This is a genomic window from Herbaspirillum sp. WKF16, assembly GCF_028993615.1.
GTDB lineage: Bacteria > Pseudomonadota > Gammaproteobacteria > Burkholderiales > Burkholderiaceae_D > Herbaspirillum.
Map to the genome: position 1 here is coordinate 121,203 of NZ_CP118632.1, position 19,424 is coordinate 140,626.

General features: G+C 65.8%; 18 protein-coding genes. 9 read left to right on the plus strand and 9 right to left on the minus strand.

Going from position 1 to position 19,424, the window contains the following annotated elements; translation table 11 throughout:
• Positions 1-39 precede the first annotated feature (39 nt).
• From Herbaro_RS00480 to rsmB, 5 genes are all read right to left on the minus strand, one after another.
• Positions 40-297 (minus strand): BTH_I0359 family protein, encoded by a 258-nt coding sequence (locus tag Herbaro_RS00480; RefSeq protein WP_209607549.1) that lies wholly within the window; start codon positions 295-297, stop codon positions 40-42.
• A 588-nt stretch (positions 298-885) separates the two neighbouring features.
• Complete coding sequence (locus Herbaro_RS00485) at positions 886-1,638, minus strand: response regulator (protein WP_275011907.1); 753 nt, start codon at positions 1,636-1,638, stop codon at positions 886-888.
• Between the two features lie 135 nt (positions 1,639-1,773).
• Positions 1,774-4,071, minus strand: coding sequence for a sensor histidine kinase (locus Herbaro_RS00490; protein ID WP_275011908.1), 2,298 nt, complete (start codon positions 4,069-4,071; stop codon positions 1,774-1,776).
• Positions 4,068-4,721: a DUF4390 domain-containing protein gene (locus tag Herbaro_RS00495; protein WP_275011909.1), complete on the minus strand. Its 654-nt coding sequence runs from the start codon at positions 4,719-4,721 to the stop codon at positions 4,068-4,070. The genes Herbaro_RS00490 and Herbaro_RS00495 overlap by 4 nt, the downstream gene beginning before the upstream one ends.
• Complete coding sequence (rsmB, locus tag Herbaro_RS00500) at positions 4,718-6,040, minus strand: 16S rRNA (cytosine(967)-C(5))-methyltransferase RsmB (protein WP_275011910.1); 1,323 nt, start codon at positions 6,038-6,040, stop codon at positions 4,718-4,720. The genes Herbaro_RS00495 and rsmB overlap by 4 nt, the downstream gene beginning before the upstream one ends.
• 209 nt (positions 6,041-6,249) lie before the next feature.
• On the opposite strand from rsmB, the gene Herbaro_RS00505 reads away from it, so the two are divergent.
• A complete protein-coding gene (locus Herbaro_RS00505; protein ID WP_275011911.1) occupies positions 6,250-7,449 on the plus strand; it encodes an MFS transporter in 1,200 nt (399 codons plus the stop codon).
• A 107-nt stretch (positions 7,450-7,556) separates the two neighbouring features.
• Here Herbaro_RS00505 and Herbaro_RS00510 read toward each other — a convergent pair whose 3' ends face one another.
• The gene (locus Herbaro_RS00510) at positions 7,557-7,901 is read right to left on the minus strand and encodes a DUF1840 domain-containing protein (RefSeq protein WP_275011912.1); all 345 of its coding nucleotides are present in this window, start codon (positions 7,899-7,901) and stop codon (positions 7,557-7,559) included.
• A gap of 192 nt (positions 7,902-8,093) precedes the next feature.
• The gene (locus Herbaro_RS00515) at positions 8,094-8,630 is read right to left on the minus strand and encodes a hypothetical protein (RefSeq protein WP_275011913.1); all 537 of its coding nucleotides are present in this window, start codon (positions 8,628-8,630) and stop codon (positions 8,094-8,096) included.
• A gap of 136 nt (positions 8,631-8,766) precedes the next feature.
• Between Herbaro_RS00515 and Herbaro_RS00520 the strand changes: the two genes are divergently transcribed.
• Entirely contained in the window at positions 8,767-10,779 is a 2,013-nt protein-coding gene (locus tag Herbaro_RS00520; protein ID WP_275011914.1) for an OPT family oligopeptide transporter, read from the plus strand.
• 21 nt (positions 10,780-10,800) lie between these two features.
• Here the strand turns inward: Herbaro_RS00520 and Herbaro_RS00525 are convergent, their stop codons facing one another.
• Positions 10,801-12,324 carry a YifB family Mg chelatase-like AAA ATPase gene (locus Herbaro_RS00525; RefSeq protein ID WP_275011915.1) on the minus strand — a complete coding sequence of 508 codons (1,524 nt, stop codon included), beginning with the start codon at positions 12,322-12,324 and terminating at the stop codon, positions 10,801-10,803.
• A 76-nt stretch (positions 12,325-12,400) separates the two neighbouring features.
• Positions 12,401-12,646: an accessory factor UbiK family protein gene (locus Herbaro_RS00530; RefSeq protein ID WP_275011916.1), complete on the minus strand. Its 246-nt coding sequence runs from the start codon at positions 12,644-12,646 to the stop codon at positions 12,401-12,403.
• Between the two features lie 429 nt (positions 12,647-13,075).
• Between Herbaro_RS00530 and Herbaro_RS00535 the strand changes: the two genes are divergently transcribed.
• From Herbaro_RS00535 to Herbaro_RS00565, 7 genes are all read left to right on the plus strand, one after another.
• Complete coding sequence (locus tag Herbaro_RS00535) at positions 13,076-13,873, plus strand: TorF family putative porin (RefSeq protein ID WP_275011917.1); 798 nt, start codon at positions 13,076-13,078, stop codon at positions 13,871-13,873.
• Positions 13,874-13,885: 12 nt separating this feature from the next.
• Positions 13,886-14,224, plus strand: coding sequence for a P-II family nitrogen regulator (locus Herbaro_RS00540; RefSeq protein ID WP_006713297.1), 339 nt, complete (start codon positions 13,886-13,888; stop codon positions 14,222-14,224).
• Between the two features lie 15 nt (positions 14,225-14,239).
• Positions 14,240-15,775: an ammonium transporter gene (locus tag Herbaro_RS00545; protein WP_275011918.1), complete on the plus strand. Its 1,536-nt coding sequence runs from the start codon at positions 14,240-14,242 to the stop codon at positions 15,773-15,775.
• A 312-nt stretch (positions 15,776-16,087) separates the two neighbouring features.
• Entirely contained in the window at positions 16,088-17,386 is a 1,299-nt protein-coding gene (gene gshA, locus Herbaro_RS00550) for a glutamate--cysteine ligase (protein ID WP_275011919.1), read from the plus strand.
• Positions 17,387-17,430: 44 nt separating this feature from the next.
• A complete protein-coding gene (gene gshB / locus Herbaro_RS00555; protein ID WP_275011920.1) occupies positions 17,431-18,381 on the plus strand; it encodes a glutathione synthase in 951 nt (316 codons plus the stop codon).
• A 66-nt stretch (positions 18,382-18,447) separates the two neighbouring features.
• On the plus strand, positions 18,448-18,858 hold the full coding sequence (locus tag Herbaro_RS00560; protein WP_275011921.1) for a PTS sugar transporter subunit IIA: 411 nt from the start codon (positions 18,448-18,450) through the stop codon (positions 18,856-18,858).
• A gap of 53 nt (positions 18,859-18,911) precedes the next feature.
• Positions 18,912-19,181: an HPr family phosphocarrier protein gene (locus Herbaro_RS00565; RefSeq protein ID WP_275011922.1), complete on the plus strand. Its 270-nt coding sequence runs from the start codon at positions 18,912-18,914 to the stop codon at positions 19,179-19,181.
• The last annotated feature ends 243 nt before the right edge of the window (positions 19,182-19,424 follow it).

Sequence of the window (19,424 nt, forward strand, 5' to 3'; positions counted from 1 at the left end):
CATGCCGCGCGGCCATTTGCCCGACTGCTGCAGCAGCGGTCAGTGCAGCGTCATCGGATGGCGCATCAGCATGTCGTAACGGCTCAGGAAGGTGTCGATGTCTTCCATGGTCGGTTCGCTGGCGATGAGCTCCTGGACGTCCTTGCGGAACAGCTCCGCGGCGGGGCCGTCGATGTAGATTTCCCGCTGGCCTGACTTGTCCATGATCTCGTAACCGCCGAAACGCAGGGCTTCATGGTCGTTGTCGGCGCCGAACTCGACGACGCTGTATTGCTCGCTGTTATAGATCAGGTTCATGGTGACTCCTTATGCTGGAATACTGCTTCGAAAAGGAAGTGGCGTCTTCACCGGGAATTTCAAGGGCTGGCCCCCTGGCCCGCCCTTGAGGCATTTCTGCTGCCTTGTTGCCGCTGCACCCTCACGGAGCGCGTCATTGACGCCGTTGGCCGCCATGCGCGCGCTCCTGAGTCTGGTTACGGCGCACGGGGAGAAAACTTTTGCATTCCCCTTGCACCTTTGTTCCGCCATCCGGCGGCCTCACAAAATAGAGACGACCGCTGCGCGGAAGTTCATCTTGCCATCCGGAAAACATTGCGACGGGGCGGCGGACTCGCCCGTCCGCCGCCCCGCCCGGTTCGATACCGTAGAACTACCGTCATGCAGGACGGCACCGAGCGATTCCAGCATGCCGCCTTCAGGGCGACATGACCATCAGGGAAATTCCTATCCCGAACATCGCGCCGGGCGAAGCCATGCATGAGGCTTTGCAGGGGATGGTGCTGCGATGACTGGCGCGCGCCCAAATGCAAACAGGACCCCGAAGGGTCCTGTTTGCATTGCCTGCGCCGTCAGCGCGGCGGGCTGCGCTGGCGGCGCGAGCCGGAGTCAGTGGTTGCGCTTGGCCAGCTTGCCCGGTTCCACGCCCAGCTGCTTGAGCTTGCGATAGAGGTGGGTGCGCTCCAGGCCGGTGCGTTCGGCCACGCGCGTCATGCTGCCGTTCTCGCGCACCAGGTGGTATTCGAAATAGGCGCGCTCGAAGGCGTCGCGCGCTTCGCGCAGCGGCAGGTCGAAGGAGATGTTGGCGGCGTTGTCGGCCACCTGGCCGTAGGGCGCCGCCGCCGGCGTGCCGTGATGCAGCGTGTCGCCGCCGAGGGCGGGCGCGTAGCTGGTGATCGGCGCGGCGTGTTCGGGGGCATGCAGGCCTTCCGCGGCGCCGTTGGCGACCGTCGCCACCGCGGCCGGGCGATAGCTGCTGGCGGGGCGCACCGGTTCGCGGCTGTGGGTCAGGCCCTGCTGCACGGCCTTCAACAGCTTTTGCAGGGCGATCGGTTTTTCCAGGAAGTTGAGCGCGCCGATGCGGGTGGCCTCGACGGCGGTGTCGATGGTGGCGTGGCCGGACATCATGATCACCGGCATGGTGAGCAGGCCGTCGCGCTGCCATTCCTTGAGCAGCGTCACGCCGTCCGTGTCGGGCATCCAGATATCGAGCAGCACGAGGTCGGGCACGCTGCCCTGGCGCAGCTCGCGCGCCTGCTGCGCATTTTCCGCAGTGGCCACGACATGCCCTTCATCGCCCAGGATTTCTGAGAGCAATTCGCGGATACCCATTTCGTCGTCGACGACCAGGATGTTAGCCATGTGCTGCTTTCCTCGCTGCTAGTTCATTGTCCAAGTTTTCGGTCTTGTTCCGGGCCGATCCTGCCCCGATGCAAGGAGCAGACTTCGATGAACTGCCGACTTCCCCCGGGGAGTATTGCACTTGAATCTTGGGTCTTAATCAATAGGTGCTAACTTTACCAGCAAAATTACTATTTTTGCGCCTCTACCGTCCGTGCGATTCTGGATATCGATCCTTCCGCCGTGTTCTTCCACGATTTTCTTGACCATGGCCAGCCCCAGGCCGGTGCCGCGCGGCTTGGAGGTGACGTAGGGTTCGAAGGCGCGCGCCAGCACCTTGGCCGAGAAGCCGGGGCCATTGTCGATGATGGACAGGCGCACTGCAGGCTGGCGCGCGCCGCCGCCGCCGGCGATCTCGATCTGTTCGGTGAGCACGTCGATGCGCGGCGCCACGCCGCCCTGCTGGCTCTCGTCGCCGACGGCGTCCTGGGCATTCTGCAGCAGGTTATGGATGACCTGGCGCATCTGGGTGGCGTCGCCCAGGATCTTGGTCATGCCCGGCGCCAGGCGCGGCTGGATCGCGTCGCGCCCGTCGCCGGCCAGGTAGAGGTTGAGGATCTCCTCGATCAGCGCGTTGAGGTCCAGCGCCACCGGCTTGGCCGGCGGGGTCCTGGCGTAGTCGCGGAAATCATCGACCATGCGCTTCATGGCCGTGACCTGGTTGACGATGGTGGTGGTGCCGCGATCCAGGATCGCCGCGTCGGCCGGCATCAGCTTGTCCGAGAGACGGTGCTGCAGACGCTCGGCCGACAGCTGGATGGGCGTCAGCGGGTTCTTGATCTCATGGGCCAGGCGGCGCGCCACCTCGCCCCAGGCGATCGAGCGCTGGGCCGAGATGACGTTGCTGATGTCGTCGAACACCACCACGTAGCCCACGCCGCTTTCCACCGGCAGGTGCGAGCCGCGCGCGAACAGGGTCAGCTTGTCGTGGTCGGGCTTGCCGCCGCCGCCCAGGCCGTCCTCGCCATCGGCTTGCATGCCGGGCTGGCGCGGCAGCTCGATCTGGCGCTGCCAGTGCAGGCCGTCGTGCGGCGCGCCGGCGCTTTGCTGGGCGCGCTGCTCGGAGAAGGCGCGGATGATGGCCTGGGCAAACAGCGCCTGGCCGTCGATGGTCTGCAGCGGCGTGCCGATGTCGCGCGAGAAGTCGTAGTCCAGGATGCGCCGCACCGAGTCGTTGCTGCTGACGATGTTGAACTGGTCGTCCAGCACCAGCACGCCGGCCGACATGTTGGCCAGCACCGACTCCAGGTAGGCCTTGGCGTTTTCCAGCTCGGCGCGGTTCTTCTCGACCGAGGTGCGCGCCTCCAGCAGCTGGCGCGTCATGGTGTTGAAGGATTGCGTGAGCGTGCCCAGTTCGTCGGAGGTGCTGACGATGGGACGCGGCGACAGGTTGCCCTCGGCCACCGCCTTGGTGCCCTCGGCCAGCAGCAGCAGCGGCTTGGCCAGGTCGCTGGCGATCAGGAAGGCGCTGGCGATGGCCGCGAAGATGGCCAGCAGCAGCGTCAGCGTCAGGGTCACCAGGTAGATCTTGCGCAAACCCGAGCGCGACACCGAGCGTTGCTGGTATTCGCTGTAGGCCTGGCGCAAGGTCTCGGCATTGGTGGCCAGGTAGTCCGGCACCGGCTGCAGCAGCTGCAGGTAGCGGCTGTCGTTCTGCAGGGAGAGGCCGCGGCTGCTGGCCGGGATCAGCACCACCACGTGCAGCCGCAGGTTGGCGTCGGAGTCGGACTCGCCACCGGGCGGGCGCGAGTCGTCGCTCTCCACCGCCGCGAAGGCGCGCGAGATGCGCGCCTGGCGCAGCGCCTGGGCGTTCGGCAGCACCGGCGTGAGCGAGCCGATGCTGCCGCCCACGGCCGACAGCACCTGGCCGTTGCCGTTGACGATGGTGATCTCCATGTTCTGGTCGCGCAGGCGCGAGAGGTAGGTCACCTGCTCGGACTCGCTCATGTCCGACAGCTCCTGGGCCATGCTGCGCGCGCGCGAGGAGAGATCCGACAGCGACGAATCGAGCGCGTTGCGGCCCAGGTTCAGGCCCGACTCCAGCGCCGCTTCCATGCGCACGTCGAACCATGATTCGATCGATCGCGTCACGAACTGCACCGACATCAGGTAGATCACCGCCCCCGGCAGGATGCCGATGAGCGCGAACATCAGCACCAGCCGCGCCAGCAGCTTGGAGCCGAACTTGCCGCGCCGATAACGTTTGTAAAGGCGCGTGAGCAGCAGCAGCACCAGGCACAGCAGCGAGATCGCGGCCAGGCCGTTGAGGAACAGCAGCCAGGGATAGTGCTGTTCGAACAGGGCGGAGTTTTCGGAAGCCGAGGCCAGCAGGAACAGCAGGATGCTGATGACGCCCCCGCCGACCACCAGCAGATAGCGTAAGGTGCGGCTCATTCGGGTTTGTAGTTGAATTCGATCCAGTCGGAGGACAGGCGCCAGTCGCTGTTGTTGAGCGCGTTCACCTGGAACGGCTTGGGCAGCTGCGCCACGTCCAGGCGCATGCGCACGCCGACGGTGTAGACGTCGCCGGCCTTGAGCGTGCCGTTGTCGGCGATGATCCAGCGCGGCGGACGGCGGATCAGCGCCATCGCGTCTTCCAGGTTGGAGAAGCTCTGCTGCAGCTGGCCGCTGATGGCGGTGTGGTACTGGCGGGTCAGCACGTTGTAGGAGATGCGCACGGTGCGCGCGGCCGACACGCTGCTCTCGTCGAACCAGTACCAGCGGCGCCGCGTCATCTGCACCTCGGTCGTGAAGTACAGCGGCACGCCGCGCGAGAGCGCATCCTCCAGGCCGCGGTTGAGCTCGAAGGAATAGGCCAGCGCCAGGCGATAGCCCTCATCGCTGGCTTCGATCGAGGCCTGGGAGATCGTGATCTCGGCGGCATGCGTCGGCGCTGCGCCGGCGCATGCCAGCACGAGCGCCAGCACGACCTGGCGCAACCAGAACGCGAGGCGGGCGAATCGTCGTGGATGAGCGCCGCTGGAGGCCTGGCGCGGACCGGATGGCAAGCTGGAGGGGAGGAGGGCCGATTGCGTCAAATTCATGCACCAGTTTTTTGGAACAGCGCGTAAAACAGGCCATCATGGTCGGTTTCTGCGCTGGCAGTCGGCAACAGTTGACCTGGGGCTGGCAGTCGTATGGCGTTATTTCTTTGCGCGAAGGCAATTGCCTGCTGTTCCGACTCCTGTGGCCACAGCGAGCATGTTACGAGCAGCAATTTACCATCCGGCCGCAGCATCTGCCAAAGGTTGTCCAAAATTTGCGCCGAAAGTGTTGCAAGCTGCGCGGTATCGGTCTTGCGGCGCAGCCAGCGGATGTCGGGATGGCGCCGCACGATGCCCGAGGCGGTGCAGGGCACGTCGGCCAGGATGCGGTCGAAGGGCTTGCCGTCCCACCAGCCGTCGCGCTGGCGCGCATCGCCGGCGATCAGCTGCGCCGTCAGGCCCAGCCGCCGCAGGTTCTCGTCGATGCGCGCCAGCCGGCGCCCATCGTGATCCAGCGCCTGCAGCTCGATGTCGGCCAGTTCCAGCAGGTGGCCGGTCTTGCCGCCGGGGGCGGCGCAGGCGTCGAGCACGCGCATGCCGTCGGCCGCGTCCAGCAGCGGCGCGGCCAGCTGCGCCGCGGCGTCCTGCACCGAGGCCGCGCCGTCGGCGAAGCCGGGGATCTGCTGCACCGGCACCGGCTTGTCCAGCCGCACCGCGCTGGGGCCGACCTGGCGCGCCGGCATGCCGGCCGCCGCCAGGGTGGCGAGATATTGTTCAACCGTAGCTTGACGACGGTTCACGCGCAAGGTCAGCGGCGGCGCCTGGTTGCCGGCGTACAGGATGCGTTGCCAGTCGTCGGGATAGGCGCCCTTGAGGCGGTCGATCCACCAGGTCGGGTAGTTCCAGGTGCCGGGCGGGGTCTTGGTCGCCTGCGGCATGAGCGTGGCGCGTTCGCGCTGGAAGCGGCGCAGGATCGCATTGACCACGCCCTTGGCGAAGGCCATGTCGGGGCTGGCGGCGGCCGCTTCGACCGCCTGGTTCACTACCGTGAAGCCGTCGTAGCCGGCCTCCTCCTCGTCCACCAGCAGCGCCAGCGCGCAATCCAGCAGGCCGCGCAGGACCTCGGGTTCGGGCGGCTTGTTGGCCAGCAACGCCAAGAGGGCGTCGGTGACGCCCAGGCGGCGCATGGCGCGGTAGCTGATGTCCTGGATCGCGCCGCGCGCCGGCGGCGGGGCGTCGGCGCGGGCGAAGATCTGGGCCAGCGCCTGCGGCAGGGCGGAGCCGGCGCGCACGGCGGCCACGGCCTGGGCGGCATAGGCCAGCTGGTATGCCAGCGAGTCGGCCTTGGCCGAGGAAGAAATAAGGGAAACCTGGATCACGTCAATGTCTGCTCAAAGCGGGCGCCGCCGGCGTCGTATTCGGTCCGGCGTCGCGCAGGAACCTGCGGCTGGCGCGGGCCGCCAGTTTAACAGCTCGGGACGCCCGCGGGCGGTTCCGGCCGCTTCGGCAAGACTCGGCGAGTTCGGCTAAAGTGGCTGCCTTCATGAGCCGGGCCCACCCGGACGCCACCCCGACAGGAAAACACACCATGCAAGCCGCCACGGCCGATACCCCCCTGCAACAGGATATTCCCCGCTGGATGGTCATGCTGCTGGCTGCCGCCTGCGGCATCATCGTCGCCAATCTCTATTACGCGCAGCCGCTGATCGGGCCGATCAGCCGCGCCACCGGCATTTCGCTGGGCGCGGCCGGCCTGATCGTGACGCTGACCCAGATCGGCTACGGCCTGGGCCTGCTGTTCATCGTGCCCATGGGCGACCTCTTCGAAAACCGCCGGCTGGTGCTGACCGGCCTGGTCCTGACCTGCGTGGCGCTGGTGGGCGCGGCCCTGGCCGAGAGCGCGATGCAGTTGCTGGCCTCGGTGCTGCTGATCGGCATTTCCTCGGTGGGCGCCCAGGTGCTGGTGCCTTACGCGGCGCACTTCTCGCGCCCGGAGACGCGCGGGCGCGCGGTGGGCAACGTGATGAGCGGCCTGCTGCTGGGGATCCTGCTGGCGCGGCCGCTGGCCAGCCTGGTGGCCGACCTCTTCGGCTGGCACGCCATCTTCGGCCTGTCGGCGGTGGTGGTGGCGGCGCTGATCGCGGTGCTCTCGCGCTACCTGCCGCAGCGCCATCCGCCGGCCGGCATGCATTACCTGGCGCTGCTGGCGTCGATGTGGACGCTGGTGAAGACCACGCCGGTGCTGCGCCGCCGCTCGCTGTACCACGCCATGCTGTTCGCTTCCTTCAGCCTGTTCTGGACCGCCTCGCCGCTGTTCCTGGCGGAGCTGGGCATCTCGCAAAAGGGCATCGCGCTGTTCGCCTTCGCCGGCGTGATCGGCGTGGTCGCCGCGCCCATCGCCGGGCGCATGGCCGACCGCGGCTGGAGCCGCCCGGCCACCGGCGCGGCGCTGCTGTGCGCCTCGCTGTCCTTCCTCCTGCCGCACCTGGTGCAGGGCGGGCGCGAGCTGTCGCTGGGTGTCTTGCTGGCGGTGGCGATCCTGCTGGACTTCGCCGTGGCGGCCAACCTGGTGCTGAGCCAGCGCGCCATCTACGCGCTGGGCGGCGAGATCCGCAGCCGTTTGAACGGCCTGTTCATGGCCACCTTCTTCGCCGGCGGCGCGCTCGGCTCGGCCCTGGGCGGCTGGGTGTATGCCCAGGCGGGCTGGAGCGGCGCCACCTGGGTCGGTTTCGCCTTCCCGTTCCTGGCGCTGCTGTTCTACCTGACCGAGCTGCGCGCGCGCAAATAAACCCGACCCAGGACGCAAAAACGGCTGCCGCGGTGGATGATCGCGGCAGCCGTTTTTTTGTCCGCGCCGGCCGGCGCGGCTTTACCGCCAGGGGCAGCGCAGCGGGTTCAGACGCCCCACAGGATGTCGTGGTCGCCCTTCCTGGCTTCGCGCAGCATGTCCAGCAGCGGGTAGGCGCGCGCCGAGAAGCTGACCGCCTCGATCTTCTCGTGGTTGTGGTCGTCGGTATTGGCGTTGTGATGGGCATTGACGTCGCGCTCCAGCACCTCGGCCGCCTCATGCGCCTTGCTCGCGGTGATCTGCTTTTCCAGCAGCGCGATGGCGTCGCCGGCTTCGGCGGCGGTGATCACGCCGCGCGCGGGATCCTTGTGCAGCAGGTCCAGGATGGGCTTGGCGTGCGACTCGTACATGACGACGTCGGCGGCAGCCTTCGATTTGAATGTGATCAGCATATTTCCTCAGGGTCTTTGATTGGTAACGATTTTTGTCGGTGAGGCCCGGTTGGCGCCGGGATCATCGGGAAATGCGCTGCAACTGCATCCGCACTTCTGCGGGTTTGCCTGCCTTGGGCGGGCATCCGGTTCTTAGAATACTCCGCGCCCCAGGCATTTGTCATCCGCCCGCGGCCGCTGCGCATCCTTCGCCTAGGTTGGTTTGAAAGAGGCGAAAAAGGTTTCAATATTCTCATCCGTGATGGCCTTTTCCTCGCCCAGGACCAGCAACTGGTAGACCCGTTTGCCGCGCGCCGCCAGCCGCGCCACCAGGCGCACCGGGCGGCCGCCGGCCACGCCGTGGGCATCGAGTTCGAGCGTGCGCGCGTAGCCGTCGGTGGCGCCGGGCAGCGTGGGCGCGGCCTGCGCCCTGGCGACGATATTGTTGAGCAGCGCGGCGGCCATCGCGTCCAGCGCGCGGCTGGCGGCGGCGGCATCGGGCAGCTCGGCGGTGCCGACGGCGAAGGTGGCGCCGCCGGCTTCGGCGGCGGTCATGTTCATGTCGACCCTGGGACCGTCGAGGTCGACGCTGCGGGTCGCGCTGGCCGGCTTGCCCGGCAGCAGGACGATGAAATGCGCGCCGTTGTCGCTGCTTTCGCGCCAGTTGTAGTCCGGCGAGCAGGCGCCCAGCGCCAGCAGCGCGATCATGGCGAGGACGGACAGGCAGCGGCGCGGCGGGAGCATCGGCATGGGGCGGCAGGCAAGGGGAGCGATCGGCGGAACCCATCATAGCAAAACCGATGCGCTGAAAAATCGGATGTTGTCCGATAGTAGGGCGCCAATTCTTGCGGTATAAGAATGCATTCCATCAAGAACGGGAACCGACATGCATGACAACAAGCTGGCCGACCTGCCAGAGCTGACCCTGCGCGGCATGGTGCTGGGCGCGCTGATCACGGTGGTGTTTACGGCGTCCAACGTCTATCTCGGCCTGAAGGTCGGGTTGACCTTCTCCTCTGCGATTCCGGCGGCGGTGATCTCGATGGCGGTGCTGCGCCTGTTCGCCGGCGCCAACATCCTCGAGAACAACATGGTGCAGACCCAGGCGTCGGCTGCCGGCACGCTGTCGTCGATCATCTTCATCCTGCCCGGGCTGGTGATGATGGGGCACTGGCACGGCTTCCCCTTCCTGCAGACGCTGGGCATCTGCGCCGCCGGCGGCATGCTGGGCGTGATGTTCTCGATCCCGCTGCGGCGCGCGATGGTGGTGCAGGGCGAGCTGCCCTATCCGGAAGGCGTGGCGGCGGCCGAGATCCTGCGCGTGGGCAGCTCGGACGCCGACGGCGGCGAGGAGACCCGGCGCGGCCTGCACGACATCCTGTTCGGCGGCGCGCTGTCGGCCGGCTTCAGCCTGGCCGCCAGCGGCCTGAAGGTGTTCGCCGAGAACATGAACCTGTGGTTTTCGGCCGGCGCCTCGGTGCTGCGCCTGCCGGTAGGATTTTCGCTGGCGCTGGTGGGCGCGGGCTACATGATCGGCATCGTCTCCGGCATCGCCATCCTCATCGGGCTGCTGATTGCCTGGGGCATCGCCGTGCCCTACCTGACCGCGGTCACGCCGCGCGAGGCCGGCACCGCCATCTCCGCGTTCGCCACCGGCATCTGGAGCAAGCAGGTGCGCTTCATGGGCGCCGGCATGATCGGCGTGGCGGCGGTGTGGACGCTGATCACGCTGTTGAGGCCGATGGTGGAGGGCGTCAAGGCCTCGCTCTCCACGTTCTCGCGCCGCCGGCCCGGCGGCGAAGGTGCCGACCGCACCGACCGCGACATGCCGCCGGGATGGATCATCGCCATCAGCCTGGCCATGATTGCGCTGCTGGCGGTGGTCTTCGCGTCCTTCCTGGCGGAGGCGCCGGTGTCGCCGGCGCTGTTCGCCGGCCTCATCGTCTACGCGGTGCTGTTCGCCTTCATCTTCGGCTTCCTGGTGGCGGCCGCCTGCGGCTACATGGCCGGGCTGATCGGTTCATCGTCCAGCCCGATCTCGGGCATCGGCATCGTCGCGGTGATCCTGGTGTCCTTGCTGCTGCTGGCCTCGGGCGCGGTCGACCCGCTGCTGGCCACGCCCCAGGGCGGCAAGCTGGCAATCGCCATCGCACTGTTCGTGACGGCCGCCATCATCGCCGTGGCCGCCATCGCCAACGACAACCTGCAAGACCTCAAGACCGGCCAACTGGTCGGCGCTACGCCCTGGCGCCAGCAGGTGGCGCTGCTGGTGGGGTGCGTGGTGGGCGCGCTGATCATCCCGCCGGTGCTCAACCTGCTGTACAACGCCTACGGTTTCACGGGCGCGCTGCCGCGCGAGGGCATGGACGCCGCGCAGGCGCTGGCCGCGCCGCAGGCCACGCTGATGACGGCGATCGCCACCGGCATCTTCACCCGCGAACTGAACTGGTCGATGCTTGCCATCGGCGTGGCGCTGGGCATCGCCCTGATCATCGTCGACGGCCTGCTGGCCAGGCGCGGCGGTGTCGCGCGCCTGCCGGTGCTGGCGGTGGGCATCGGCATCTACCTGCCGCCGGTGGTCAGCATGGCGCTGTTCTTCGGCGCGGTGCTGGGCTGGCTGATCGACCGCGCCCTGCGCCGCCGCGCTGCTGCGGCTACCGCCGATTTCGATGCGTACGCAGAGAAGCCGCGCCAGCGCGGCATCCTGGTGGCGTCGGGACTGATCGTGGGCGAGAGCCTGGTCGGCGTGCTGCTGGCTGCCGTCATCGGATTCACCGGCAAGGACGCGCCGCTGGCGCTGGCACCGGCGGGCTTCGAAGGGATCGGCCAATGGCTGGGACTGGCCGCCTTCCTGCTGATCCTGCTGGCGTTCGCGCGGCGCATCATGCCGTCGCGCTGAAGACAGCCTTTCTTTATCGCTTCATGGCCCCTGGAAGCCCCGGCGATATTGGATCGCCTCCGCCACATGGGTCTTGCCGACCTGCGCCTGCCCGGCCAGGTCGGCGATCGTGCGCGCCACCTTGAGCACCCGATGATAGGAGCGTGCGGACCAGTCCAGGCGCGCCAGCGCGGTTTGCAACAACTGCGCGCCGGCGTCGTCGGGACGACAGTGCACGTCGATGGCGCTACCCGCCAGCTGGCTGTTGCTCACGCCCTGGCGCTGCAACTGCCGCGCGAAGGCTTGGCCGACGCGGGCGGCGATGGCGACGCTGGCCTCGCCCGGCGCCTGGTCGGCCAGTTCGGCGGGCGATAGCGAACCGACCGGCATCTGCATGTCGATGCGATCAAGCAAGGGGCCGGAAATGCGGCCCTGGTAACGGCGGACGATATCGGGCGTGCAGCGGCACTTGCCGTTGGGATGGCCATGGAAGCCGCAAGGACAGGGATTCATCGCCGCGATCAGCTGGAAGCGCGCCGGGAAGTCGGCCTGCCGCGCCGCGCGCGAGATGGTGATGCGGCCGGATTCGAGCGGCTCGCGCAGCACTTCCAGCACGGCCCTTTGAAACTCCGGGAGTTCATCGAGAAACAGCACGCCATGATGCGCCAGCGAAATTTCGCCCGGCCTGGGCGTGCCGCCGCCACCCACCAGCGCCACCGCCGAGGCGGTATGGTGCGGCGCGCGGTAGGGGCGCTGCTTCCATTGGGCGGCATCGAAGCCGCCGGTCAACGAGCGCACCGCGGCCGACTCCAGCGCCTGTTCTTCATCCATCGGCGGCAGGATGCCGGGGAAGCGCGAGGCCAGCATGGACTTGCCGGATCCCGGCGGGCCCACCAGCAAGATGCTGTGGTTGCCCGCGGCCGCCACTTCCATGGCGCGCCGGGCCTGCAACTGGCCCTTGACGTCGGCGAAGTCGGGATAGGCCGGCGCGGCGACGGCGGGCGTTGCGCGATAGCGCTGCAGGCGGCCCTCGGCGCCGCGCGCGGTGAAATGCGCGCAGACCTCCAGCAGCGAGGCCGCCGGCAGGATGGAAGCGCCGGCGACCAGCGCCGCCTCGCCGGCATTGGCGGCAGGCAGGATGAAGCCGCGCTTGCGGCCGTCGTCGCGGCCGGCACGGTGCATGGCGCAGGTCATCGCCAGCGCGCCGCGCACGGCGCGCAACTGGCCCGAGAGCGACAGCTCGCCGGCGAATTCGTAGTCGTCGAGCTCGTCGCCCGGCATCTGCCCGGAGGCGACCAGGATGCCCAGTGCAATGGGCAGGTCGAATCGTCCTGATTCCTTGGGAAGGTCGGCCGGCGCCAGGTTGACCGTGATGCGCCGCGCCGGGAATTCGAACCGCGCATTTTGCAGCGCGGCCCGGACGCGGTCCTTGGCCTCCTTCACTTCGGCTTCGGGCAGGCCGACGATGGCAAAGGCGGGCAGGCCGTTGGCCAGATGGACTTCCACGGTGACCGGCGGCGCGGCCATGCCGGACAGTGCGCGGCTGTGGAGGACGGCCAGGCTCATGGCGGCGAGCCCGGTCGTGCTTGTTGATGACGGGAGAAGCGGGGGGAGTCGGGTATTAAATAGCGGGCCGGTCGTGTCATTGAGTCTGTTTTTGCTGGGCTTCCAGCTCGGCAACACGCGCCTCCAGCGCCTCCAGGCGGGCCCGGGTCTTGGCCAGCACCTGGGCCTGGACGTCGAATTCCTCGCGCGTGACCAGGTCCAGCTTGGCAAAGCCCTGGCTCAGCATGGCCTTGACGTTCTTCTCGATGTCCTTGGCCGGGGAGTGCTCGATCGCCTTGTTGATTTTGGATTGCAGGTCTTCAAAGAATTGGGGCTTGTCCATGTCGGATCTCCTGGGCGGGTTGCTGTTGCGTCAAGTTTAGCCGTTTCCGGGCCATTCACAAACTCCGGCCCAGGTTCAGACCGCGGATTGGCGAGTTCGTGCCCGGCGGGAGATGGCAGCGCGGGCATGCCTTGTGGAAATGTGCCGACTTGGTGATTCGCCTGGCCAAAGGCCCCTCGCGCACCAAAATGTGTTTGCCGTCCGGCAGGAATGGTTAATGAAAAGAAATCAATGTCGCACCAATTTCGTGCCATCTGTGCCGACATGCACTATTTTGGTCTATAACTCCAAAAAAAACGGTTCGAATATCTTGTTTCTCTGAAAAAGCGGAGGGCGTCGCCGTGAAAGGACTTGGCACGGCTCCTGCTACATGGTTTGGGCAAAACAAAAAAACGATTAATTGTTCAACAGCAAACCAGAGGGAAAGTCATGAAGAAACTGATTCTTGCAACTGCAATCGCAGCATCGTTCGTTTCCACCGTGGCGCGCGCAGAAGACGCCAAGCCGGACAACGAATTCAGCTTCAACGCCGCCGTCGTGAACGACTACCGCTATCGCGGCCTGACCCAGACCCGCTTCGATCCGGCATTGCAAGTCGGCGCTGACTACACCCATAACCCGACCGGCCTGTACGCCGGCACCTGGCTGACCAACATCAAGTGGATCAAGGATGCTGGCACCAACACCAATACCAGCACCAAGGGCGATATCGAGTGGGATATCTACGGCGGCAAGCGCGGCGACATCGGCGGCGGCTTCACCTACGACGTCGGCGGCCTGTACTACTACTACCCGGGCAACACCCTGGCCAACAGCGGCTCCAAGAACGCCAACACCTTCGAGCTCTACGGCCAGATCGGCTACGGCCCGGCCTACTTCAAGTATTCGCATGCGCTGACCAACCTGTTCGGCGCCGTCGACAGCAAGAACAGCCAGTACTTCGACCTGGGCGCCAACATCGACACCTTCTACGGCGTGATCCTCGGCCTGCACCTTGGCCACCAGACCGTCAAGGGCAAGCCTAACGGCGTGTCCAACAGCCAGTACAGCTACACCGACTGGAAGGTCGGCCTGTCCAAGACCTTCGAAGAAGCCGCCGGCATCACGCTGGGCGTGGCCTACGTCGGTACCGACCTGAAGGATGGCGTGAACCTGACGCCGGCTTCCGATGGTGCGAAGAATGTCGGCAAGAAGGGTATTGTCGTTTCCGTCAGCAAGACTTTCTAATCAGAGGTTCGTATGAAACTGATCACAGCGATCATCAAACCGTTCAAGCTCGATGAGGTGCGCGAAGCGCTCTCGGCCATCGGCGTGCAGGGCATTACCGTGACTGAAGTCAAGGGCTTCGGTCGCCAGAAGGGACATACCGAGCTGTATCGCGGCGCCGAGTATGTGGTCGACTTCCTGCCCAAGACCAAGATCGAGGCGGCAGTCGATGACGCCATCGTCGAACGCGCGCTGGAGGCCATCGAGACGGCCGCCCGCACCGGCAAGATCGGCGACGGCAAGATCTTCGTCCAGGATCTGCTGGACGTGATTCGTATCCGCACCGGCGAAACCGGCAAAGACGCTCTGTAAAAAAGGGGAATTCTAATGAGCATGAAGAAAATGTTTTCCAGCGCCGTCGCCATTGGCGCTTTGCTGTTGGCGGTAGGTTTTGCCGCACCGGCCCAAGCGCAGGACGCGCCCAAGCCTGAAGCAGCAGCGGCAACCGCCGCCGCACCCGCCGCTGCGGCCGAAGCTCCCAAGGCTGCTGCCGCTGCGCCTGCCGCAGCCGCGCCCGCCGCGGCTCCTGCTGCGGCCGCCGCCGCTCCCGCGCCTGTTCCCAACAAGGGCGACACCGCGTGGATGCTGGTGTGCACCGCGTTCGTGATCCTCATGACCCTGCCCGGCCTGGGCCTGTTCTACGGCGGCCTGGTCCGCAGCAAGAACATGCTGTCGGTGCTGATGCAGTGCTTCATGATCTTCTCGCTGATCTACATCCTGTGGTTCGTCTACGGCTACAGCATCGCGTTCACCGAAGGCGGAGCGTTCTTCGGCGGCTTCGATCGCCTGTTCCTGCACGGCCTGACCGGCGACTCCAATACCGCCACCTTCAGCAAGGGCGTCGTGATTCCCGAGCTGGTGTTCGTGGCCTTCCAGGGTGCGTTCGCGGCCATCACCGTGGCGCTGATCATCGGCTCCTTCGCCGAGCGCGTGAAGTTCTCGGCAGTGATCCTGTTCTCGATCCTGTGGTTCACCTTCTCCTACCTGCCGATGGCGCACATGGTCTGGTTCTGGCCTGGTCCGGACGCCTTCACCGACGCCGCCGCCGCTGAAAAGGCGACCGCGATCTCGGGCTGGCTGTTCCAGAAGGGCGCGCTGGATTATGCCGGCGGCACCGTGGTGCACATCAACGCCGCCGTGGCGGGCCTGGTCGGTTCCTACGTGATCGGCAAGCGCGTCGGTTTCGGCAAGGAAGCCTTCAAGCCGCATAGCCTGACCCTGACCATGGTCGGCGCCTCGCTGCTGTGGTTCGGCTGGTTCGGCTTCAACGCAGGCTCGGGCCTGGAAGCCAACGGCGGCGCCGCACTGGCCTTCGTCAACACCATCCTGGCAACCGCCGCCGCTGTCCTGTCCTGGAGCTTCGGCGAATGGATCGGCAAGGGCAAGCCCTCGATGCTGGGTGCTGCTTCGGGCGCCGTCGCCGGCCTGGTGGCCATCACTCCGGCTGCCGGCTTCGTCGGCGTGATCGGCGCGGTCGTCATGGGCCTGCTGGCTGGCCTGCTGTGCCTGTGGGGCGTTACCGGCCTCAAGAAGCTGCTGGGTTCCGACGACGCGCTTGACGTGTTCGGCGTGCACGGCGTGGGCGGCATCCTGGGCGCCATCCTGACCGGCGTGTTCGCTGCGCCGAGCCTGGGCGGCACCGGCATCTACGACTACGTGGCCAACGCGGTCGCTCCCGACTATTCGATCGGCGGCCAGGTGTGGATCCAGTTCCAAGGTGTGCTGACTACCCTGGTGCTGTCGGGCGTGGTCTCCTTCATCGCCTACAAGATCGTCGACGTGGTGATCGGCCTGCGCGTGACCGAAGAGGAAGAGCGCGAAGGCCTGGATATCTCCAGCCACGGCGAATCGGCCTACCACTGATCGCCTGCAACAGAGTCTTATTCCTTCGGGGCCGGCGACGGTCCCTTTCAAAGGCGCCCTTCGGGGCGCCTTTTTTATTGGCGCCGTTTCCGCCAGGGAAATAAATAATTCCCGACCATTTGACTCGGGCTCTTTAAAAAGACGCGGCGGCCGCCATCTGGATGACCTGAACTCCCGTCCGGCGCCGGAGCGGATCCCGGAAATGGTTTTGGTGAAATGGCAACGCGGCCGTCTTGCGCGTTGCAACACGATTTCAGGAATCCGCTAAAATCAACATTCGCAGCCGGCATTTCTAAATTGTTAAGGTCTTTTATGGTCCCGCATCTTGTCACCGCTCTGAATGGTCCCCTGCTGGAGCTGGAGAAGAAAATCCTGGGCGCCACGCCGGCCATCGAACGCTGGTTCCGCATGGAGTGGCAAGAGCACACGCCGCCGTTCTATTGCTCGGTCGACCTGCGCAATGCGGGTTTCAAGCTGGCGCCGGTCGACACCAACCTGTTCCCGGGCGGCTTCAACAACCTCTCGCCCGAGATGCTGCCTTTGGCGGTGCAGGCGGCGATGGCGGCCATCGAGAAATATTGTCCCGACGCAAGAAACCTGCTGCTGATCCCGGAAAACCATACCGGCAACACCTTCTACCTGCAAAACATCGGCCGGCTGATGCAGATCTTCCGCCAGACCGGGCTCAACGTACGCCTGGGCACCCTGGCGCCGGATGTCACCAAGCCGAAGAACATTGAGCTGCCCGACGGCACCAGCATCACGCTGGAGCCGCTGGAGCGCTCCTCCAACGGCCGCCGACTGGGCTTGAAGAACTTCGATCCCTGTACCGTGCTGCTCAACAACGATCTCTCCATCGGCGTGCCGTCGGTGCTGGAGGGCCTGCATGAGCAGAGCGTGCTGCCGCCGCTGCATGCCGGCTGGGCGCTGCGCCGCAAGAGCAACCACTTCGCCGCCTACGACGACGTGGTCAAGAAATTCGCCAAGATGGTCGAGGTCGACCCGTGGATGCTCAACCCGATGTTCGCCAAGGTCGGCGACATCGACTTCCAGGAGCGCACCGGTACCGACGCGCTGGCCGACAGCGTGTCCTCGCTGCTGTCGAAGATCCGCAAGAAGTACAAGGAATACGGCATCAAGGAACAGCCCTTCGTGTTCATCAAGGCCAATGCCGGCACTTACGGCATGGGCATCATGGCCGTCAAGGACGCCAGCGAGGTCAAGGACCTGAACCGCCAGCAGCGCACCAGGATGGTGGCCGGCAAGGAAGGGCTGGAGGTGTCCGAAGTGATCGTGCAGGAAGGCGTGCATTCCTTCGAGCGCATCAATGAAGCCGTGGCCGAGCCGGTGGTCTACATGATCGACCGCTACGTGGTGGGCGGCTTCTATCGCGTGCACGCCGACCGCGACGTCAACGAAAACCTGAACGCCCCCGGCGCGCACTTCGTGCCGCTGGCCTTCGCCCAGCAGCACGCCTTGCCGGACGTGCACGCCAAGCCCGGCACCGCCGCGCCCAACCGTTTCTACATGTATGGCGTGGTGGCGCGTCTGGCGCTGCTGGCCGCATCGCTGGAGATGGAAAAGACCGATCCGAACCCGGAAGTCTATTGACGGCATAATCACCCACCAGCCAAGCCCAACAGGACGCCAGCAACATGAAAATCGCTTTCCTCGCCGATCCGCTCGATACGTTCAAGACGTACAAGGATTCCACCTTCGCCATGATGCGCGAGGCCGCCCGCCGCGGCCATGCCATCTACGCGTTCGAGCAGGCCGACCTGGTGCTGGAGAACGGGCTGGTGACGGCCGGCGCCTTCAAGGTCACGCTGACCGGCGAGGCCGACGACTGGTATCGCGCCGACAAGCCGGCCGCCTGTTTCCTGTCGGAGTTCGACGCCGTGATCGTGCGTAAGGATCCGCCGTTCGACATGGAGTACATCTACACCACCTACCTGCTGGAGCTGGCCGAGAAGCAGGGCGCGCGGGTGTACAACAAGCCGGCCGCGATCCGCAGCCACAACGAGAAACTGGCGATCGCCCAGTTCCCGCAATACACCGCGCCCACCCTGGTCACGCGCGACGCCAAGCGCCTGCGCGACTTCCATGGCGAGCACCAGGATGTGATCCTCAAGCCGCTCGACGGCATGGGCGGCATGGGCATCTTCCGCATCAAGGCCGACGGCATGAACCTGGGCTCCATCATCGAGACGCTGACCGACAACGGTCAACGCACGATCATGGCGCAGCGTTTCATTCCTCAGATCAGCGCCGGCGACAAGCGCATCCTGCTGATCGGCGGCAAGGTCGTGCCCAACGTGCTGGCGCGCATTCCGCAGGGCAATGAAGTGCGCGGCAACCTGGCCGCCGGCGGCCTGGGCCGTGCACAGCGGGCCTCCGAGCGCGATTTGGAAATCGGCGAGGCGCTGGCGCCTGTGCTGTATGAACGTGGATTGTTGCTGGTCGGGCTGGATGCCATCGGCGACTATCTCACGGAGATCAACGTGACGAGTCCAACCTGCTTCCAGGAAATCACCCAGCAGACCGGCTTCGATGTGGCGGCGATGTTCGTCGACGCGCTTGAAGCCGCCGCAGGTGCAGGAGCATAAATGGGCTCGGTGGAGCATGACGGGCTGCTCGGGGAAAAGCGCGTCGCATCGGATGGCAACAATTTCATGGTTGGAATTCTTCTTTTGACGCACGCCCCGCTGGGGCAAGCTTTTCTGGATGCCGCGACCCACGTCTTCCGTGGCCGGCCCGAACGGATAGAGGCGATCGACGTGGTCGCCGACCAGAATCCCGCGGATGTGCAAAAACTGGCGATCGAGGCGGTCAAGCGCCTCGACGACGGCAGCGGCGTGCTGGTGATCACCGACGTCATGGGCGGCACGCCTTCCAACTGCACGGGTTTCCTGTGCGGCCTGGAAAACGTCTCGGTGATCGCCGGCATCAGCCTGCCGATGCTGTTGCGCGCGCTGACCTACCGCAACGACACCCTGGACGTGGTGGTCGAGATGGCGCTGGCTGGCGGCCAGAACGGCGCGGTGCGCATCGACAATCGCATCCGCGTGGCGGCATCGGCCTGACGGGACAGCGGCGCCGGACATCGCGCAAGAGACATAAAAACGAAAGCTGAAAAATGATTCAAAAAGAACTAGAGATCGTCAACAAGCTCGGCCTGCATGCGCGCGCCTCCGCCAAATTCACCCAGCTCGCCGGCAAGTTCAAGAGCGAAGTCTGGATGACCTTCAACAAACGCCGCGTCAACGCCAAGTCCATCATGGGCGTGATGATGTTGGCCGCCGGCAAGGGCAGCGTGATCAGCCTGGAAACCAACGGCGAGGACGAACAGGAATGCTTCGCCGCGCTGGAAGCCCTGATCGCCGACAAGTTCGGCGAAGGCCAGTAAGCGCCCGGCGCATCCTTGCCGCGGCATTGCGCCGCAGCATTCGTTACCCGCTGGAATACTTCTTGCGACATGGTTCATGCCGGGGCGGCGCTCAACAGGCGCCGCCCCGGCATGCATGGCTTTTCAACCAGGCTGCCCGTTTTTCTATTCCCCGGATTTCGCGATGTCGGCGATTGCCAAACCGTCATTTGTTCGGTAACTTCCTCGAAGCTACCGCGACCAGAACATACGGCGGAATATAAA

Excerpts from the sequence above, each read along its gene's own strand:
- Herbaro_RS00480 (WP_209607549.1), bottom strand. The coding sequence starts at position 297 with ATGAACCTGATCTATAACAGCGAGCAATACAGCGTCGTCGAGTTCGGC.
- Herbaro_RS00485 (WP_275011907.1), bottom strand. The coding sequence starts at position 1,638 with ATGGCTAACATCCTGGTCGTCGACGACGAAATGGGTATCCGCGAATTG.
- Herbaro_RS00490 (WP_275011908.1), bottom strand. The coding sequence starts at position 4,071 with ATGAGCCGCACCTTACGCTATCTGCTGGTGGTCGGCGGGGGCGTCATC.
- Herbaro_RS00495 (WP_275011909.1), bottom strand. The coding sequence starts at position 4,721 with ATGAATTTGACGCAATCGGCCCTCCTCCCCTCCAGCTTGCCATCCGGT.
- Herbaro_RS00505 (WP_275011911.1), top strand. The coding sequence starts at position 6,250 with ATGCAAGCCGCCACGGCCGATACCCCCCTGCAACAGGATATTCCCCGC.
- Herbaro_RS00510 (WP_275011912.1), bottom strand. The coding sequence starts at position 7,901 with ATGCTGATCACATTCAAATCGAAGGCTGCCGCCGACGTCGTCATGTAC.
- Herbaro_RS00515 (WP_275011913.1), bottom strand. The coding sequence starts at position 8,630 with ATGCCGATGCTCCCGCCGCGCCGCTGCCTGTCCGTCCTCGCCATGATC.
- Herbaro_RS00520 (WP_275011914.1), top strand. The coding sequence starts at position 8,767 with ATGCATGACAACAAGCTGGCCGACCTGCCAGAGCTGACCCTGCGCGGC.
- Herbaro_RS00525 (WP_275011915.1), bottom strand. The coding sequence starts at position 12,324 with ATGAGCCTGGCCGTCCTCCACAGCCGCGCACTGTCCGGCATGGCCGCG.
- Herbaro_RS00530 (WP_275011916.1), bottom strand. The coding sequence starts at position 12,646 with ATGGACAAGCCCCAATTCTTTGAAGACCTGCAATCCAAAATCAACAAG.
- Herbaro_RS00535 (WP_275011917.1), top strand. The coding sequence starts at position 13,076 with ATGAAGAAACTGATTCTTGCAACTGCAATCGCAGCATCGTTCGTTTCC.
- Herbaro_RS00540 (WP_006713297.1), top strand. The coding sequence starts at position 13,886 with ATGAAACTGATCACAGCGATCATCAAACCGTTCAAGCTCGATGAGGTG.
- Herbaro_RS00545 (WP_275011918.1), top strand. The coding sequence starts at position 14,240 with ATGAGCATGAAGAAAATGTTTTCCAGCGCCGTCGCCATTGGCGCTTTG.
- gshA (WP_275011919.1), top strand. The coding sequence starts at position 16,088 with ATGGTCCCGCATCTTGTCACCGCTCTGAATGGTCCCCTGCTGGAGCTG.
- gshB (WP_275011920.1), top strand. The coding sequence starts at position 17,431 with ATGAAAATCGCTTTCCTCGCCGATCCGCTCGATACGTTCAAGACGTAC.
- Herbaro_RS00560 (WP_275011921.1), top strand. The coding sequence starts at position 18,448 with ATGGTTGGAATTCTTCTTTTGACGCACGCCCCGCTGGGGCAAGCTTTT.
- Herbaro_RS00565 (WP_275011922.1), top strand. The coding sequence starts at position 18,912 with ATGATTCAAAAAGAACTAGAGATCGTCAACAAGCTCGGCCTGCATGCG.